This is a genomic window from Diaphorobacter sp. LR2014-1 (assembly GCF_002916785.1).
GTDB lineage: Bacteria > Pseudomonadota > Gammaproteobacteria > Burkholderiales > Burkholderiaceae_C > Diaphorobacter > Diaphorobacter nitroreducens.
The window spans coordinates 53373-70032 of record NZ_MTBE01000003.1; the positions used below are offsets into that span (position 1 = coordinate 53373).

17 protein-coding genes are annotated in these 16660 nt (G+C 67.6%); 5 read left to right on the plus strand and 12 right to left on the minus strand.

The genetic code is table 11. From position 1 onward, the window contains the following. Position 1 precedes the first annotated feature (1 nt). The 3 genes from BV908_RS03575 (at position 2) to BV908_RS03585 (ending at position 2041) form a co-directional block, all read left to right on the plus strand. Positions 2-817 carry an ABC transporter permease subunit gene (locus BV908_RS03575; protein WP_011804568.1) on the plus strand — a complete coding sequence of 272 codons (816 nt, stop codon included), beginning with the start codon at positions 2-4 and terminating at the stop codon, positions 815-817. Then, on the plus strand, positions 814-1362 hold the full coding sequence (locus BV908_RS03580; protein ID WP_103737248.1) for a nitrous oxide reductase accessory protein NosL: 549 nt from the start codon (positions 814-816) through the stop codon (positions 1360-1362). Before BV908_RS03575 ends, BV908_RS03580 begins: the two co-directional genes overlap by 4 nt. Before the next feature lie 64 nt (positions 1363-1426). Continuing rightward, positions 1427-2041 carry a nitrous oxide reductase accessory protein NosL gene (locus BV908_RS03585; protein WP_103737249.1) on the plus strand — a complete coding sequence of 205 codons (615 nt, stop codon included), beginning with the start codon at positions 1427-1429 and terminating at the stop codon, positions 2039-2041. Positions 2042-2134: 93 nt separating this feature from the next. On the opposite strand, the gene BV908_RS03590 is transcribed toward BV908_RS03585, so the two are convergent. The 7 genes from BV908_RS03590 to BV908_RS03620 form a co-directional block, all read right to left on the minus strand. After that, the gene (locus BV908_RS03590) at positions 2135-3589 is read right to left on the minus strand and encodes a DEAD/DEAH box helicase (RefSeq protein ID WP_103737250.1); all 1455 of its coding nucleotides are present in this window, start codon (positions 3587-3589) and stop codon (positions 2135-2137) included. A 115-nt stretch (positions 3590-3704) separates the two neighbouring features. Beyond that, entirely contained in the window at positions 3705-4568 is an 864-nt protein-coding gene (locus BV908_RS03595) for a neutral zinc metallopeptidase (protein ID WP_011804564.1), read from the minus strand. Positions 4569-4646: 78 nt separating this feature from the next. Beyond that, positions 4647-4895 carry a hypothetical protein gene (locus BV908_RS03600; protein WP_103737251.1) on the minus strand — a complete coding sequence of 83 codons (249 nt, stop codon included), beginning with the start codon at positions 4893-4895 and terminating at the stop codon, positions 4647-4649. 153 nt (positions 4896-5048) lie between these two features. Then, entirely contained in the window at positions 5049-5615 is a 567-nt protein-coding gene (dcd, locus tag BV908_RS03605; protein WP_011804563.1) for a dCTP deaminase, read from the minus strand. Positions 5616-5705: 90 nt separating this feature from the next. Continuing rightward, entirely contained in the window at positions 5706-6989 is a 1284-nt protein-coding gene (guaD, locus tag BV908_RS03610) for a guanine deaminase (RefSeq protein ID WP_103737252.1), read from the minus strand. 33 nt (positions 6990-7022) lie between these two features. Next, the gene (locus tag BV908_RS03615) at positions 7023-8228 is read right to left on the minus strand and encodes a urate hydroxylase PuuD (RefSeq protein ID WP_103737253.1); all 1206 of its coding nucleotides are present in this window, start codon (positions 8226-8228) and stop codon (positions 7023-7025) included. Between the two features lie 188 nt (positions 8229-8416). After that, the gene (locus BV908_RS03620) at positions 8417-9109 is read right to left on the minus strand and encodes a GntR family transcriptional regulator (RefSeq protein ID WP_103737254.1); all 693 of its coding nucleotides are present in this window, start codon (positions 9107-9109) and stop codon (positions 8417-8419) included. Between the two features lie 117 nt (positions 9110-9226). Between BV908_RS03620 and BV908_RS03625 the strand changes: the two genes are divergently transcribed. Further along, entirely contained in the window at positions 9227-10684 is a 1458-nt protein-coding gene (locus tag BV908_RS03625) for an aldehyde dehydrogenase family protein (RefSeq protein ID WP_103737255.1), read from the plus strand. Positions 10685-10745: 61 nt separating this feature from the next. On the opposite strand, the gene xdhC is transcribed toward BV908_RS03625, so the two are convergent. Beyond that, on the minus strand, positions 10746-11582 hold the full coding sequence (xdhC, locus tag BV908_RS03630; protein ID WP_103737256.1) for a xanthine dehydrogenase accessory protein XdhC: 837 nt from the start codon (positions 11580-11582) through the stop codon (positions 10746-10748). Positions 11583-11742: 160 nt separating this feature from the next. Between xdhC and BV908_RS03635 the strand changes: the two genes are divergently transcribed. Then, positions 11743-12216, plus strand: a complete 474-nt coding sequence (locus BV908_RS03635; RefSeq protein WP_015912752.1) for a hypothetical protein — start codon at positions 11743-11745, stop codon at positions 12214-12216. Between the two features lie 185 nt (positions 12217-12401). Here the strand turns inward: BV908_RS03635 and uraH are convergent, their stop codons facing one another. From uraH to BV908_RS03655, 4 genes are all read right to left on the minus strand, one after another. Next, on the minus strand, positions 12402-12752 hold the full coding sequence (gene uraH, locus BV908_RS03640; protein ID WP_103737257.1) for a hydroxyisourate hydrolase: 351 nt from the start codon (positions 12750-12752) through the stop codon (positions 12402-12404). 323 nt (positions 12753-13075) lie between these two features. Next, positions 13076-14398, minus strand: a complete 1323-nt coding sequence (locus BV908_RS03645) for a glycerate kinase (RefSeq protein ID WP_103737258.1) — start codon at positions 14396-14398, stop codon at positions 13076-13078. Positions 14399-14451: 53 nt separating this feature from the next. Next, complete coding sequence (locus BV908_RS03650) at positions 14452-15429, minus strand: tripartite tricarboxylate transporter substrate binding protein (protein ID WP_103737259.1); 978 nt, start codon at positions 15427-15429, stop codon at positions 14452-14454. Between the two features lie 59 nt (positions 15430-15488). Further along, on the minus strand, positions 15489-16586 hold the full coding sequence (locus tag BV908_RS03655; protein ID WP_088887393.1) for a tartrate dehydrogenase: 1098 nt from the start codon (positions 16584-16586) through the stop codon (positions 15489-15491). Positions 16587-16660 lie beyond the last annotated feature (74 nt).

Here is a 16660-nt window from a genome sequence, read left to right on the forward strand (position 1 = left end):
CATGGAACTGACCCAGATCTTCACCATCGCCGCCAAGGAATTCCGCGATCGCATGCGCAATCGCTGGGTGCTTGCGGTGGCCCTCGTCTTCACCGTGTTCTCACTCGTCATCGCCTACTTCGGCGGCGCGCAGCAGGGCACGGTGGGCTTTCGCTCCATCGAGTTCACCATCGCCAGCCTCGTCAGCCTGGTCATCTACCTCATCCCGCTGATTGCGCTGTTGCTGGGGTTCGATGCCATCGTGGGCGAGCGCGAGCGCGGCTCGCTTGATCTGCTGCTGGCCCTGCCCATTACCCGGCTGGAATTGCTGCTGGGCAAATACCTGGGCTTGGCGGCTGCGCTGGCGCTCTCCACCCTGGCGGGCTTCGGGCTGGTGGCGGTGCTGCTGTGGCGCCACATGAGCGCCAATGCCCTGTTCCACTACGGCGGCTTCATGATCAGCTCGGTATTGCTGGGCCTCGCATTCCTGAGCCTGGCAGTGATGCTATCGGTGCTGGCACGCGACCGCACGCGCGCCTCGGGCCTGGCCATCGCTACCTGGTTCTTCTTCGTGCTGGTGTTCGATTTGCTGCTGCTGGGCCTGCTGGTGGCCACGGGCGGGCAGTTCGCGGGCGATGCGTTCGCCTGGCTGCTGCTGCTGAACCCGGCCGACGTGTTCCGCATCCTCAACGTGTTCTCGCTCGAAGACGTGCGCACGCTCTACGGGCTCGCCAGCGTCGTTCCCTCGTCGCTGGGCAGCCCCGCAATCATGGGTGGCGTGATGCTGGCGTGGATCGCCCTGCCGCTCGCCATCGCCAACTGGAGATTCAAGCCATGACCTGTTCCTGCATCACCCGTCGCCGTGCACTGGGCATGGTCGCCTTCACGGCGCTGGCCACCAGCAGCCTGCTGGCTGGCTGCGGCGACAAGGCAGCCGAACAGCAATCCCTTGCGCCCGTGGAGATCGACCGTTCCACAAGTTGCGAGCTCGACGGCATGCTGCTTGCAGACTACCCCGGCCCCAAGGCGCAGATCCACTACGCGGGCCAGGAAAAGCCCTCCTTCTTCTGCGACACCATCGAACTGTTCAACACCCTGCTCGCCGGCGAACAAGTGCGTGCAGTGCGCGCCGTGTACGTGCAGGACATGGGCAAGGCCGACTGGAACGAACCCAAGGGCCACTGGATCGACGCCAAGACCGCCGTCTACGTGCTGGGCAGCAAGCGGCATGGCTCCATGGGCCCCACCATCGCCAGCTTCGCGCAGGAGGCCGATGCAGCCAAGTTCGCCGGTGAACATGGCGGCAAGGTGCTGCGCTTTGCGGACATCAAGCTCGACATGGTGGACCTGAGCGGCGGTGCGCTGCACGACACCCGCATGTAACAGCCCTTGCACCATGTCTGCATCCACCCTGAGTCCTCCGCCGCACCAGCCACGCCGCAGGCGCATGCTGGTTGCGGGCACGCTGGCGTTTGCAGCCGCGGCGGGCGGGCTCTGGGGCGTGCCGGGCCTGCGCAGCGCGCTGCGGCCCCAGCCGGCTCCCGCCCTGGAGCCGGACGTGTGCATCGTCGCACCCCCGACGCCGTACGACCCCGCGTCGGGCCTGCCGCCCACGGCAGCGCGCCCCATTCCGGTGGATGCGCGCTGTCCCGTATGCGGCATGTTCCCCGCCCGTTCGCCCGACTGGGCGGCGCAGGTCATCTTTCGCAATGGCGACGCACAGTTTTTCGACTCGCCCCTGTCGCTGTTCATGTACCTGCAGGACGTGGCCCGCTACAGCCCCGGCCGCAGTGCACGGGACATCATGGCGCACTACGTCACCGACACCGCGCGCCCCGCGGCCGCGGGCGGCGCCCGCTGGACGGACGCGCTGTCTGCCTATTACGTGCACGGCTCGTCGGCGCGGGGGCCGATGCGCGCCGGCAATCTGCCCGCGTTCTCGACACGGGAGGCCGCACAGGCCTTTGCCGCACAGCGCGGCGGCACAGTGCTCGCCTTTGGCGCCGTGGACGCCCCCCTGATCGCGCAGTTGGCGGGCCCTGGCGGGCACAATCATCCCTAGCATTCGCTATTAAAAATATAGCTATTAGCGCTTATTCCGCAAGCGCCAGGGGCATTTTTTATTGAAAAGGCCGCTGAACGGCGGCCTGTGTTTTCAGTGGGTTGATGGCTCGGCCGTAGAGGCCTGCGGCGCCTTGAACAAGGCGGGTAATTTGCGCTTGGGCTTGATGTTGGCGGAGATGCCGCCACGCGCGGGAGATGCCTTGGGGGCCACCTCCCAGCTCGCCGACGCACCGGCCGAGGTGCTGGCCTCGTAGGGCTTGTCGAAGAACGGATCGCGAGACGCCGCAGGCGCGGAGCGGTACGCGCTGCGCTCGCGGCTGCGGGGAGCGGCTGGAGCGCCCTCGCCCGAATCGTCACCGCCCCAGGCGCGGCGGCCGTCGTTGTAGCGGCCCCGCGGACGATCTTCCTGCAATTCCAGCGGTTCCAGCTCGATCTTCTTCTTGATGAGCTTCTCGATATCCGCCACCAGGCGGGTATCGCTGCTGGCCGCCAGCGTGACGGCCAGACCCGATGCGCCGGCGCGGCCCGTACGGCCGATGCGGTGCACGTAGTCCTCTGCATTGAAGGGCACGTCGTAGTTGAACACCGCGGGCACGTCCTTGATGTCCAGGCCCCGCGCCGCCACGTCGGTGCAGACCAGCAGGTCCACCTCGCCGCTCTTGAAGGCTTCCAGCGCCTTCAATCGCTCGTCCTGGCTCTTGTCGCCATGCAGCGCGGCGGTCTTGAGGCCGTCGCGCTCCAGGCTGCGGGCCAGGCGCGCGCAGCCCAGCTTGCTGTTCACGAAGATGAAGGCCTGCTTGAGGCCGCGCTCGTTCAGCACATGGCGGATGGCGCGGCGCTTGTCGTCGCCGTCCACCGCGAAGAAGCGCTGCTCCACGGTGGAGGCGGTCTCGTTGGGGCGCGCGACCTCGATGGTGATCGGGTCCCGCAGATAGCTGCCGGCCAGGCGCTTGATCTCGGGCGAGAAGGTGGCGGAGAACAGCAGCGTGGTGCGCTGCTTGGGCAGGTAGGAGAGGATGCGCTGCAGGTCGGGCAGGAAGCCAATGTCCAGCATGCGGTCGGCCTCGTCCAGCACCACGTACTCGACCTGATTGAGCACCGCGTTCTTGGCCTCGATATGGTCCAGCAGACGGCCGGGCGTGGCCACAAGCACCTCGACGCCCTTTTTCAGCTCGATGGTCTGCGGCTTCATGTCCATGCCGCCAAACACCACCGTGCTGCGCAGCTTGGTGTACTTGGCGTACAGCGCGATCTGCTGCGCCACCTGGTCCGCCAGCTCGCGCGTGGGCAGCAGCACGAGCGCGCGCACAGGGTGGCGCGCGGGAGAGGCTGAACTGTTCTCGTGCTTGAGCAGGCGCTGCAGCAACGGCAGCGAAAAGGCCGCTGTCTTGCCGGTGCCGGTTTGCGCCGCACCCATCACGTCCTTGCCGGTCAGCACGACAGGGATCGCCTGCGCCTGGATCGGCGTCATGTTCTCGTAGCCCATCTCGGCTACGGCGCGCTTGAGCGGCTCGGCCAGCGCAAGAGTGGAATAGGGTTGTGTCATGAAGCCGCTATTGTCGCATTGCAGCAGCGGCGAAGGCCAACAAGGCCGTCAATGGCCTGTACCGGGGCGTCTCCTGCTTGGCGCGAAAACGACGGCTTAGCGCGCGTTCACGGTTTCAAAGCGACTGTGCGTTGAAAGTGTTGCAGCCTTGCACACTGCCGGTCTTGAACCCCTGCGTGAACCACCGCACGCGCTGCGCGCTGGAGCCGTGGGTAAAGGCATCGGGCCGCACGGTGCCAGTCTGCTGGCGCTGCAGCGCGTCGTCACCGATCTGCTCGGCGGCGTTCACCGCGGACTCGATGTCGCCCTGCTCCAGCCAGTTCTTGGCCTGTTGCGAATGGTGGGCCCAAATGCCGGCGTAGCAGTCGGCCTGCAGCTCCAGCCGTACCGACAGCGCGTTCTGCTCGCGCTGGCTCACGCGCCCGCGCATGCCGTCCACCTTGCCGGTGGTGCCCAGCAGGGTCTGCACATGGTGGCCGACCTCGTGCGCGATCACGTAGGCGCGGGCAAATTCGCCTGGCGCACCCAGCTGGCGGCTCATGGTGTCGAAGAAATCCATGTCCAGGTACACCTTTTGGTCCCCAGGGCAGTAAAACGGCCCCATCGCGCTCTGCCCCGTGCCACAGGCCGTGGGCGTGGCGCCGCGGTAGAGTACCAGCTTGGGCTGGCGGTACTGCGCCCCACCCTGCTGGAACACCTGCGCCCACACATCCTCCGTGGACGCCAGGACGGTGGAGACGAAGGCGGCCTCACGGTCGCCCTGCGGCGGACGCTGGGCCGGCCCCTGTTGGACCTGCGGCGCGCCCCCGCCCGACAGTACGCCGATGGTGGTCAGCGGGTTGATGCCAAACACACCCCAGCCGATGAGCGCCACAACGATGGTGCCAATGCCGATCGAGCGTCCGCCGATGAAGCCGCCCCCGCCGCCGCTGCGCCGGTCTTCCACGTTGTCCGATTCGCGATTGCCTTCCCATCTCATGGGTATCTCCTGCGTGCACGACGCACCAGCCGCCGATGTTACGCCCGCGGCGGCACCCTCGGGATTTCGCGCCGCGCACTACTGCGCTGCCAGCAACATGTCCTGCGACGGGCGCGGCTGCAGCGTGTGGTTGACGTACTTCGCCATCCGTTCGTGGGCTTGGTGCGTGTGGCGTTCCACCACCGCCTGCAGCACCCACAACTGCGCAAGGATGACGATGGCGGCACCCAGCCACATCCAGAGGCTGGGCGTGGGCGCAGATTTCACGGGCGGATCCCATGGCCGGGGCGCAGCGGGGGAGGCGGGATCATGGATGGGGCGGGACATGCAGTACTCCTGAAACACTGCAGCCATCCTAGGCAGCGCCACGCAGCCGTACCACCGGCGCAGGGCCAGCCTGCGTGTAGGACGGCGGCAAGCGCCGGCGCAGGCGCCGGCGCGCACCCCACGGTCCAGGCCGCGGTCCTTCTGGCAGGTCCTTCAGGCCTTGGGCAGCGTCACCCCGTGCTGGCCCTGGTATTTGCCGTTGCGGTCCTTGTAGCTCACGGCACATTCCTCGTCACCCTGGAAGAAAAGCACCTGCGCGCAGCCCTCGCCCGCGTAGATCTTGGCGGGCAGCGGCGTGGTGTTGGAGAACTCCAGCGTCACGTAGCCTTCCCACTCGGGCTCGAACGGCGTGACGTTGACGATGATGCCGCAGCGCGCATAGGTGCTCTTGCCCAGGCAGACGGTGAGCACGTCGCGCGGGATGCGGAAGTACTCCACGGTGCGCGCGAGCGCGAAGCTGTTGGGCGGGATGATGCAGTAGTCGCCCTCGAAGTCCACGAAGCTCTTTTCGTCGAAGTTCTTCGGGTCCACCACGGTGCTGTGGATGTTGGTAAAGACCTTGAATTCACGCGCGCAGCGGATGTCGTAGCCGTAGCTGCTGGTGCCGTAGCTGATGATCTTGCGCCCGTCCTGCTGCCGGATCTGGCCGGGCTCGAACGGCTCGATCATGCCGTGCTGCTCGGCCATGCGGCGGATCCATTTGTCGCTCTTGATGCTCATGGGGTACTCCTGGCGCGTATTCTAGGCGAATGAAAGCTACTTAAATGATAGCTGCTGACGCTTGATACATAAGCGTCAGAGGCAAATATTTCATGCAATGACAGTGCGCTCGATCAAACGGTCGTCGCCGAGCACGATCATCGCGAACAGCAGTTCGTCCAGGTGGGCGGCGCCCGCCGTGCGCCGCGCCAGCAGCGGGGTCGCCGCAGGATTCAGTACCACGAAGTCGGCTTCGCAACCCGGCTGCAGGTTGCCCGCCACGCCATCCAACCCCAACGCCCGCGCGGCGCCGGCGGTATGCAGCCACCACAGCCGTTGCGGCGCCAGGCTCAGTCCCGTCTTGGTCTGCCCCTCCCGGCCCACGTAGTACGCGGCCAGCATCGTGTGGAAAGGGCTGAAGCTGGTGCCGCCGCCCACGTCGCTGGCCAAGCCGTAGCCGAAGCCCATGCGGTCCGCGCCCGCAAAGTCAAACTGGCCACTGCCCAGGAACAGGTTGCTCGTGGGGCACACGGCAGCCACCGCGCCGCTCTCGCGCATGGCGGCGCGGTCCTCGTCGTCGAAATGGATGCAATGCGCGTACACCGCGCGCACACGCAGCAGGCCGACACGGGCATACACATCCAGGTAGCTCCGCGTGCCGGGGAACAGCTCCTGCGCCCAGCGGATCTCCTGCTGGTTCTCCGCCACATGGGACTGCACCCATACGTCGGGGTAGCGCGCGGCCAGAGCACCCGCGCCGCTCAGCTGCTGCGGCGTGCTGGTGGGGGCAAAACGCGGCGTGATCGCATAGCCCAGCCGCCCCTTGCCGTGCCAGCGCTGGATGAGCGCTTCGGTGTCGATGAGGGATTGCTCGGTCGCGTCGCGCACGCCGTCGGGCGAGTGGCGGTCTTGCAGCACCTTGCCGGCAATCAGGCGCAGCCGCCGCGCCTGTGCCTGCGCCATCAGCGCATCCACCGAGCCCGGATGCGAGGTGGCGAAGGTGAGCGCCGTGGTCACGCCGTTGCGCTGCAGCTCATCCAGGAAAAAGCCCGCCACCCCCGCGGCGTAGCCGGCATCGGCGAATCGCGACTCGTGCGGGAAGGTGTAGTTCTCCAGCCAGGGCAGCAGGCCTTCGGCGGGCGAGCCGATCACGTCCAGCTGCGGGTAGTGCACATGCATGTCCACGAAGCCCGGTGCAATGATGCGGCCGGGCCAGTGGGTCACCGGCTGCGAGGCCTGAGGAAGATAGAGGGGCGCCAGCGCGCGCCACGCGCCGGCGGCGTGCACGCGCTGCACGCCCTGGTCATCGGGCGCGGTGGCCAACAGGCCGTCTTCTTCGTACAGGGCCGTGCCGTCATCGGCAAAGCGCAGGAGCGCAGATCGGTAAAGGTGCATGGCCCCGGATGATGCCCGCAATACCGGGGGGCGTCAGGGCGCGATGCTGGCGCCGTTCTCGTACCAGCGTTTGAAGGTTTCGCGCTCTTCGTCGGACAGTGCGCCCGGGTTGCCAAACGGCATCTTGCGCAGCTGCACCACCTGTTGGTAGATCTGCTGCGCGTGGCTCTTCACGTCCTGCGGGGTGTCGAACTTCACGTTCTTCTGCGCGACGGTATTGGCGCTGTGGCACACCACGCAGTGTTTTTGTATGACGGCGTGCAGTTGTTCGTAGCCTGCGGCGGCCGGCGCGGCGGCGGACACGGCCGGCGCAGCCGGCTTGAGCCATACCACCACGCCCAGCAGCACCACCACGCCGACGGCCGCATAAGGCCAGGGATGGCCGTTGCGGCCCAGCTTGTAGCCGTGGCGCATCACGAAGAACTGGCGAATGGCCGCGCCTGCGAACATCATGAGGATCAGTACCAGCCAGTTCTGCCCATGGTTGTAGAGCCAGCCGTAGTGGTTGGAGAGCATGGCGAACAGCACAGGCAGCGTGAAGTACGTGTTGTGCACGCTGCGCTGCTTGCCGCGCTTGCCATGCACCGGGTCCACCGGCTGGCCGGCCTTCAGTGCCGCCACCACCTTGCGCTGGCCGGGAATGATCCAGAAGAACACGTTGGCGCTCATCGAGGTAGCGAGCATCGCGCCCATCAGCAGGAAGGCCGCCTGGCCGGGGAAGATGCGGCAGGCCAGCCACGCGGCGATGCACACCAGGACCAGCACCAGCGCCCCCACGGTGGCATCGCCGTTGGCCTTCTGGCCGAACACGCGGCAGATGCCGTCGTACAGCAGCCAGAACACCACCAGAAAGGCCAGTGCCGCCGCGATGGCCATGGCGGGCGACATGAGCGGGTCGGCCGGATGCACCAGGTAGATGCCCGCGTTCCACAGATACGAAACCGTAAGCAGCGCAAAGCCGCTGAGCCAGGTGGTGTAGCTCTCCCAGAAGAACCAGTGCAGATGGTCCGGCAGCTTCGGGGGCGCCATGTTGAACTTGACCGGGTGGTAGAAGCCCCCGCCGTGCACAGCCCAAAGCTCGCCGTTCACGCCCTGGCGCTTCAGGTCCTCGTCTACCGGCGGCGTGAGGCTGCTGTCCAGAAAGACGAAGTAGAAGGAGGAGCCCACCCAGGCGATGGCAGTGATGACGTGCAGCCAGCGCAGCAGCAGATTGGCCCAGTCGAGGAAGTAGCTTTCCATCGTGTTTCAACCTTGGCGGCCCGGCGGGCCGCCTGCAAGCTGCTCACCACTGCGGGCGCTCTGAGCAGAAAAAGAGGGGCCGCGCACCGTGGCAGGAAGCTGCCGGGGCACCGCTGCGACCCGTTTTGTGAACAGGAAGTGTATGCACTTTTCTGGCAACGGCCGCTGGAATGGCCCAGGGATTGTCCCTAACCCTGCAGGATGTAATCCGGATGCTGGGCGCATACGTCGTCCACCGCGCTGAGCGTGCCCGACAGGTGCTCGCGCAACGCCTCCTGGGCCGCGGGAGCGTTCTGCCGGTCAATGGCGTCGAGGATGGCCCGGTGCTGGCGCATGATGACGCCCGTCTTGCCTGCGGTGGGCAGGTGCAGGCGGCGCAAGCGATCCACATGGCCGGAGTAGCGGCGCACCAGCGCCCACAGGCCCATGACGCCGGCCGCCTCATACATCAGGCGGTGAAAGCCATGGTCCGCTCCCAGAAAGTCGTCATAGCGCTGCGCGGCCGCCAGCGATTCCTGCAGTGCGCACTGCGCCTGCAATTGCACCACCAGGCCGGGGGGCGGCTGCAGCGCCAGCGTGCGCACGATCTCCAGTTCGATGGAGCGGCGCAGGAAGTGCGCTTCGCGCGCGGCCGCCACGTCGATGCGACTGACCAGCGTGGCGTGCTGGGGAAAGACTTCCACCAGACCCTCCTCTTCCAGGCGCAGCAGCGCCTCGCGGATGGGCGTCTGGCTCACGCCGAATTGCCCGGCCAGCTCGCTGCGCACCAGCATCGCACCGGGCACCAGCTCCAGCGTCAGAATGGCCTCGCGCAGGCTTTCGAAGACCTGCGGGGCGGCCAGGCGCGAACGGTCAAGGCGGAACTTGGTCAGTATGGGCATACGTGGATTCTCGCATTCGTGCACTAATATATTAGTGTTCCAATATTTCAAATGGCGCGCCTTCACGGCCGTGCCCGCCTCTCCTTTTCTCTGTCCACACACTTCCCAAGGATTCCCATGTCTGCTTCCTCCCCCCACGGCCTGCTCATCAACGGCGAATGGGTTTCCACGTCCCAGGCCGCACCCAACACCAATCCCAGCAACCTGGCCGATGTGGTGGGCGAATACGCCCAGGGCGACGCCTCGCACGTGGACGCCGCCGTAGCGGCCGCCACCGCTGCCTTCCCCGCATGGGGTACGTCGGGCATCCAGGCGCGCCACGATGCGCTGGACAAGATCGGCAATGAAATCCTCGCGCGGCGCGAGGAGCTGGGCGCGCTGCTGGCGCGTGAGGAAGGCAAGACCCGTGCAGAAGGCATCGGCGAAGTCGCCCGCGCCGGGCAGATCTTCAAGTTTTTCGCCGGCGAATGCCTGCGCCTGGCGGGCGAGACCGTGCCCTCGGTGCGCCCCGGCATCGGCGTGGAGGTCACGCGCGAGCCCATCGGCGTCGTGGGTCTGATCACGCCGTGGAACTTCCCCATGGCCATCCCCGCCTGGAAGATCGCGCCGGCCCTGGCGTTCGGCAACTGCGTGGTGTTGAAGCCCGCCGACCTGGTGCCCGGCAGTGCGTGGGCGCTGGCCGAGATCATCCACCGCTCGGGCATCCCCGCCGGCGTGTTCAACCTGGTGATGGGCCGCGGGCGCGTGATCGGCGAGGCGCTGGTGCAGCACCCCGGCGTGGCCGCCATCAGCTTCACCGGATCGGTCGGCGTGGGCCGCGGCATCGCCCAGGCGTGCGTGCAGAACGGCAAGAAGGTGCAGCTGGAGATGGGCGGCAAGAATCCGCAGGTGGTGCTGGACGATGCCGACCTCGCGCAGGCGGTGGAGCTGTCCGCACAGAGCGCGTTCTATTCCACGGGCCAGCGCTGCACGGCGTCCAGCCGCCTGATCGTCACCCAGGGCATCTACCCGAAGTTCATCGAGGCGCTGCAGGCACGCATGGCGAAAATCAAAGTGGGCGATGCGCTGGCCACGGGCACTGACGTGGGCCCTGTGGTGAGCCAGGCGCAGCTGGAGCAAGACCTGTCGTACGTAGAGATCGCCAAGGCCGAGGGCGGCGTGCTGGCGGCCGGCGGCCTGCGCGCGGCCTGCCACACGGGCAGCGGCAACGAAGGCTTCTTCATGGCGCCCGCGCTGTTCGTGGACACGGCGCCGGCGATGCGCATCAACCGCGAAGAGGTGTTCGGCCCCGTGGCCAGCGTGATCCGCGTGCGCGACTACGACGAAGCCCTGGCCGTGGCGAATGACACGGAATTCGGCCTGTCCGCCGGCATTGCCACCACCAGCCTGAAATACGCCACGCACTTCAAACGCCATGCACAGGCGGGCATGGTGATGGTGAACCTGCCCACCGCCGGGGTGGACTACCACGTGCCCTTCGGCGGGCGCAAGGGCTCCAGCTACGGCCCGCGGGAACAAGGCCGTTATGCGCAGGAGTTCTTCACGACGGTGAAGACGGCCTATACGCTGGCGTGACCCACGCAACTCCTGTATTAATAGCTGCTGGCGCTTGCTCCACAAGCGCCAGCGGCCATTTTTATACGCATTCCCCAGCCAGCCGCTGCAGCAACTGCGCGGCCACGGCCACGGCGATCACCTCGGGCTGCTTGCCGGCGATGCCCGGCACGCCGATCGGGCAGGTCACCTGCGCCAGCTCGGTATCCGAGAACCCCCGCGCCGCCAGCCGGTGGCGGAAGGTGGCCCACTTGGTGCGGCTGCCGATCAGGCCGATGAAGGGCAAATCGCCCCGCGCGCGCTGGCGCATGAGGCACGCCGCCACGATGTCCAGATCCTCCGCATGGCTGAAGCTCATGATGAGCACGAAGGACTGCGGCGCCAGGCCCGGCACGGCCGCCTGTACCGGGTCGGACTGCTCACAGACCACGGACGCGTCGCCCCCCTGCGGCGGGAACACCCCATCGCGGCTGTCGATCCAGTGCAGCGCAAACGGCAGCGGCGCCAGCACCCGCACCAGCGCATGCCCCACATGGCCGCCGCCGAACAGCGCCACCGGCCGCAGCCGCGGCGCCAGGCGCTCGCGCAAGGCCGGCGCGTCAGCAGCCCCCACGCATTCAAACCGCAACTGCACCACGCCGCCGCAGCACTGCCCCAGGCTGGGGCCCAGCGCATGTCGCACGAGCGGCATGCGCGAAGGGTTGCCAGCCAGGTGCTCCGCCAGGCGTTCACGCGCTTCGCGCAGCGCCTGCAGTTCCAGATGGCCGCCACCGATGGTGCCCACGAAGTCGTCGCCCACCGCGAACACCGCCAGCCATGCCCCGGCTTCCCGCGGCGCCGAGCCTTGGGTAGACTCCACCGTCACGAGGCAGGCGGGTGCGGTCTTGATACGCTCCAGCAGGCAGTCCAATGCCTTCACTCGCTGATTCCTCCAGCTTGATTCATGCGCGCCACCGCCTTGGTCGTGGCCGCGGTACAGCATAGCGACAAACACCATGCCACAGCTGCCTTCTGCCCCGTCCTCTTCGGCCCAGCGTGCATCCCGTGCGCGCCGAACGTGGTGGCTGCCCGCCGGGGTGATGGCATTGGTCGCGGCGATCGTCTCGGCCTGCAAGTCGGGGCCCGAGGCGCCCTCCGCCCAGGACTCGCGCCTACCGGGCAGCGACGCGCGCGTCACCGGTCCGGTGCCGGCCGCGCAGGGCTCGGCACGCGCGTCCTCCGCGGCCACCCCGCGCGCCTACCGGCAGGATGCCGCGAGCCACATTTATGGCCTGAATGCAGCGCGCATCTACAAGGGCAAGCTGCCGCCGCTGCTGCACGCCATTGGCGTGCTGGAGGTGGACATCGACCGTGCGGGCCGCGTGACTTCGCTGCGCTGGATGCGTGCGCCCCGCCATGCGCCCGACGTGGTGGCCGAGATCGAACGCACGGTGCGCGCGGCAGCGCCCTTCCCCGTGCCGACGCGCATGGCGCGCGTGACCTACACCGACACCTGGCTGTGGGACAAGTCCGGGAATTTCCAGCTCGACACGCTGACCGAGGGCCAGCTCTAAGACGCCGCCGCACAGGCCCCCGCGATGGCGCGCGCCCTGGTTTGCAAGGCGCGAAGCGCAGCAATAGCCGTAGCGACTGCGGGCACCTGCACCGCCGCAACCCGCCCAAAGCAGGCATGCGCGACTCGCAAGAATTGGCTCCGCGTTGCCCTGCGCCGCGCGGCACGCGGCGCGGGCCTGCAGCATCAGGACCCGCGGTAGGTGGAATAGCTCCAGGGGCTGACCAGCAACGGCACGTGGTAATGCTGGTCGGCGTGGGCGATGCCGAAGTCCAGGCTCACGCGGTCCAGGAATGAGGGCTCGGGCAGCATCACGCCCTTCGCCTTGAAATACGCCCCCACATCAAACGTCAGCCGGTAGGTGCCGGTGCGCAGGCTGGCGTTGTCGAACAGCGGCGCATCGGTGCGCCCATCGGCGTTGAGTACCAGGCGCTTGACCAGCGTGGCCTGGTCACCCTGCGTGGCATACAGCGCCACCATCATGCCCGCCGCGGGGCAACCGTGCATGGTGTCAAGAACGTGGGTGCTGAGGCCCATGGTGAAGTCTCCTGCAATGGCAAGCCGCGGCCCGCCGATGGTGATGAGGAATGCGCTGGCGAATGGGCAGGCAAGTGATACGCTCCCCGTCCCTACAAACAAAGTGTATACAACTTTTGTACGCGATAAACGCCACGTCCTGTGGTGCGCCATCCAGGACAGTTCCCGCGCGGATCGCCTGATGGGGAACAGCCGGCAGGCCGCGCGCACTCAGACAGGGCGCGCCCGCGCCAGCAGATCAAAAAAGTGAGCAGCCAGCGCTTGATAGAAGCCGCATTCAGATGCATTTGCATCAGAAATCCAGCAACAGCAGGCGTGGCAAGCTACAAAACAAGTAGCGCGCGGAAGTCGTTCACATTGGTGTGCGTGGGCCCGGTGACGACCAGATCGCCCAGCCGCTCGAAGTAGCCGTAGGCGTCGTTGCGGTCCAGATGGTCGCCGATGCGTGCGCCCTGCGCCGCCGCGCGCGCCAGCGTGTCGGGTGCCACGCGTGCGCCGGCGTTGTCTTCCACGCCGTCGATGCCGTCGGTATCGGCCGCCAGCGCCCACACCCCTTCCTGCCCCTGCAGTGCCTGCGCCAGGCCCATGCAGAACTCGCCCGCGCGGCCGCCGCGCCCCTTCGGCGCGCCCGGGGCGCGCGGGCGCACGGTGACGGTGGTCTCGCCGCCCGAAAGGATCACGCACGGCCGCGCAAACGGCTGGCTGTGGCGCGCCACCGCACGCGCCAGCGCGGCGTGCACCTTGCCCACCTCGCGCGACTCGCCCTCCATCTCGTCGGACAGGATGTACGCCGCCACCCCCGCCGCGCGCGCCGCATCCGCCGCTGCCTGCAGCGACTGCTGGGGTGTCGCGATCATGTGCACCGCATGGCCGGCAAAGCGGACATCGCCGGGCTTGGGGGTTTCCAGCGCACCGGCCTGCAGCGCTGTGCGCACGGCGGCGGGAATGTCGATGCGGTAGCGCGCCAGGATGTCCAGCGCGTCAGCGCAGGTGCTGGCGTCGGGGACCGTGGGGCCGCTGGCGATCACGGAAGGGTCGTCCCCCGGCACATCGCTGATGGTCAGCGTGACGACGCGCGCCGGCGCGCAGGCTGCCGCCAGGCGACCGCCCTTGATGCGCGAGAGGTGCTTGCGCACGCAGTTCATCTCGCCGATGCCCGCGCCGCTTTCCAGCAGTGCGCGGTTGATGCGTTGTTTCTCCTCCAGCGTGATGCCTTCGGCCGGCAGCGTGAGCAGCGCCGAGCCACCGCCCGAGATGAGACACAGCACCAGGTCGTCTTCGGTCAGCCCGCGGGTCAGCGCCAGGATGCGCTCGGCCGCAGCCAGGCCCGCCGCGTCGGGCACGGGGTGCGCGGCCTCGACGACTTCCAGGCGCTGCGCCAGCCCCTCGGGCCGCGGCGGTATGTGGCCGTAGCGCGTGACCACCAGCCCCGACAGCGGCGCATCCTGCGGCCACAGCGCCTCCAGCGCCTGCGCCATGGAGGCACCCGCCTTGCCCGCGCCCAGCACCACGGTGCGCCCCTTGGGTGGCGGCGGCAGATGCTGCGCCATGCTGTGCAAGGGCTGGGCGCGCTGCACCGCCACGCGGTAGAGGTGCAGCAGGAAGGCCTGAGGGTCGCGCAAGGGGTCTGGGGCAGTCATGGTCATGGGTCGTTGTCTCCGCCGCGCATTATCCAAAGCACGCGGCACAAGCCCTACCGTCAATCCAGCGAAACCTTGGCTTCCTTGACCAGTCGCGCAAAGCGCGCCGTATCGTCCTTGATCTGACGCGCCATCTGCTCGGGCGTGTTGGCGATGGGATCTGCGCCGATGTCGTCCATCTTCTTACGGAACTCGGGCGACTGGATGATCTTCACCATGTCGGCGTTCAGCCGCGCCACGATGCCCTTGGGCGTGCCCGCTGGCGCCAGCATGCCGAACCACGTCCCCATGTCGAAGCCCGGGAGGCCCGCCTCCTCCAGCGTGGGCACGTCGGGCAGTGCCACCGAGCGCTTGGCCGTGGTCACGGCCAGCGCGCGCAGCTTGCCGGCCTTGATGTGCGGCAGCACCGGCGTGACGGTGTCGAACGACATGCTGATCTGCCCGCCCAGCAGGTCGGTGGTCAGCGGGCCGCTGCCCTTGTAGGGCACGTGCAGCAGCTGCACGCCGCCCATGCCTTCGAATTGCGCGCCGATCAGGTGTTGTCCCGTGCCCGTGCCGTTAGAGCCGTAGGTGAGCTTGCCGGGCTGCGCCTTGGCCTGTGCCAGCAGTTCCTGCACCGTCTTGGCAGGTACCTGCGGATTCACCACCAGCACATTGGGCACCAGGGCCACGGTAGTGATGGGAGCGAAGTCCTTTTCAAAGTCGTAGCCCAGCTTGCGGTACACGCTGGTGGCGATGGTGTGGTGCACAGCACCCATGAGCAGCGTGTAGCCGTCCGCCTTGGCCTTGGCCACATAGTCAGCGCCCAGCGTGGCGCCGGCGCCGGGCTTGTTCTCCACCACCACGGGCTGGCCTAGGGTTTTGGAGAGCTCCTGCCCCAGCGCCCGTGCCAGCACGTCGGTAGTTCCGCCCGCGGGGAACGGCACGATGATGCTCACGCTGCGGCTGGGCCAGGTCTGGGCCCAGGCGCCGGGCAACGCGAGCGCCGCGGCGGCGGCCAAAGCACCCAGCAGGGCGCGTTTGCGAAGGTTCCTCATCTCTTGTCTCCTGTGTTGTCGTGATGAAAACGCATGGGCGGTGCGTGCCGCCCACCGGCTCAGGCCAGCGCTGTCTGCTGTCCCACCGGCTGCGCCAGTTGGGCGCACACCGCATCGGTGACCTGCTGCGTGGTGGCCTGGCCGCCCAGGTCGCCCGTGTGCAGCGCAGGGTTGGCGGTGACATGCTCCACGGCACGCATCAGGCGCTGCGCGGCGGCGTGTTCGCCCAGGTGCTCCAGCAGCATCACGCAGCTCCAGAACGTGCCCACCGGGTTGGCCAGGCCCTTGCCCATGATGTCGAAGGCCGAGCCGTGGATGGGCTCAAACATACTGGGGTAGCGGCGCTCGGGATCGATGTTGCCGGTGGGCGCTATCCCCAGGCTGCCCGCCAGCGCGGCGGCCAGGTCGCTCAGGATGTCGGCATGCAGGTTGGTGGCGACGATGGTGTCCAGCGATGCGGGGCGGTTCACCATGCGCGCGGTGGCCGCGTCCACCAATTCCTTGTCCCACCGCACATCGGGAAATTCGCGGCTGATCTGCACCGCGATTTCGTCCCACATCACCATGGCGTGGCGCTGGGCGTTGCTCTTGGTGACCACCGTGAGCAGCTTACGCGGACGCGACTGCGCCAGTTTGAACGCAAAGCGCATGATGCGCTCCACACCGGCGCGGGTCATCATGCTCACGTCGGTCGCGGCCTCCAGCGGATGGCCCTGGTGCACACGGCCGCCCACGCCGGCGTATTCGCCTTCGGAGTTTTCACGCACGATGACCCAGTCCAGGTCCTGGGGCGCGCAACGCTTGAGCGGCGCATCGATGCCCGGCAGGATGCGGGTGGGGCGCACGTTGGCGTACTGGTCGAACCCCTGGCAGATCTTCAGGCGCAAGCCCCACAGCGTGATGTGATCGGGGATATGCGGGTCGCCGGCCGAGCCGAACAGGATGGCGTCCTTGTCCCTGAGCGCCTGCAGGCCGTCGGCCGGCATCATCTCGCCGTGCGCGCGATACCAGTCTCCGCCCCAGCCATAGCTGGTGAACGCAAAGCCCAGGCCCGGCTGGGATGCCGCTAATGCCTCCAGCACGGCCTGGCCGGCGGGGATTACCTCCTTGCCGATGCCGTCGCCGGGGATGCAGGCAATGCGATAGGTCTTGCTCATGGAAATGCTCGCTCCTCAAATCAGAAGGCCGCGCAACATGCGTGGCATGGCCCTGAATCTAGCGATGCCATGCC

Excerpts from the sequence above, each read along its gene's own strand:
- BV908_RS03590 (WP_103737250.1), bottom strand. The coding sequence starts at position 3,589 with ATGACACAACCCTATTCCACTCTTGCGCTGGCCGAGCCGCTCAAGCGC.
- BV908_RS03580 (WP_103737248.1), top strand. The coding sequence starts at position 814 with ATGACCTGTTCCTGCATCACCCGTCGCCGTGCACTGGGCATGGTCGCC.
- BV908_RS03595 (WP_011804564.1), bottom strand. The coding sequence starts at position 4,568 with ATGAGATGGGAAGGCAATCGCGAATCGGACAACGTGGAAGACCGGCGC.
- uraH (WP_103737257.1), bottom strand. The coding sequence starts at position 12,752 with ATGGGCCTCAGCACCCACGTTCTTGACACCATGCACGGTTGCCCCGCG.
- guaD (WP_103737252.1), bottom strand. The coding sequence starts at position 6,989 with ATGCACCTTTACCGATCTGCGCTCCTGCGCTTTGCCGATGACGGCACG.
- BV908_RS03625 (WP_103737255.1), top strand. The coding sequence starts at position 9,227 with ATGTCTGCTTCCTCCCCCCACGGCCTGCTCATCAACGGCGAATGGGTT.
- BV908_RS03650 (WP_103737259.1), bottom strand. The coding sequence starts at position 15,429 with ATGAGGAACCTTCGCAAACGCGCCCTGCTGGGTGCTTTGGCCGCCGCC.
- BV908_RS03620 (WP_103737254.1), bottom strand. The coding sequence starts at position 9,109 with ATGCCCATACTGACCAAGTTCCGCCTTGACCGTTCGCGCCTGGCCGCC.
- BV908_RS03635 (WP_015912752.1), top strand. The coding sequence starts at position 11,743 with ATGGCATTGGTCGCGGCGATCGTCTCGGCCTGCAAGTCGGGGCCCGAG.
- BV908_RS03615 (WP_103737253.1), bottom strand. The coding sequence starts at position 8,228 with ATGGAAAGCTACTTCCTCGACTGGGCCAATCTGCTGCTGCGCTGGCTG.
- BV908_RS03600 (WP_103737251.1), bottom strand. The coding sequence starts at position 4,895 with ATGTCCCGCCCCATCCATGATCCCGCCTCCCCCGCTGCGCCCCGGCCA.
- BV908_RS03585 (WP_103737249.1), top strand. The coding sequence starts at position 1,427 with ATGCTGGTTGCGGGCACGCTGGCGTTTGCAGCCGCGGCGGGCGGGCTC.
- dcd (WP_011804563.1), bottom strand. The coding sequence starts at position 5,615 with ATGAGCATCAAGAGCGACAAATGGATCCGCCGCATGGCCGAGCAGCAC.
- BV908_RS03645 (WP_103737258.1), bottom strand. The coding sequence starts at position 14,398 with ATGACCATGACTGCCCCAGACCCCTTGCGCGACCCTCAGGCCTTCCTG.
- BV908_RS03575 (WP_011804568.1), top strand. The coding sequence starts at position 2 with ATGGAACTGACCCAGATCTTCACCATCGCCGCCAAGGAATTCCGCGAT.
- BV908_RS03655 (WP_088887393.1), bottom strand. The coding sequence starts at position 16,586 with ATGAGCAAGACCTATCGCATTGCCTGCATCCCCGGCGACGGCATCGGC.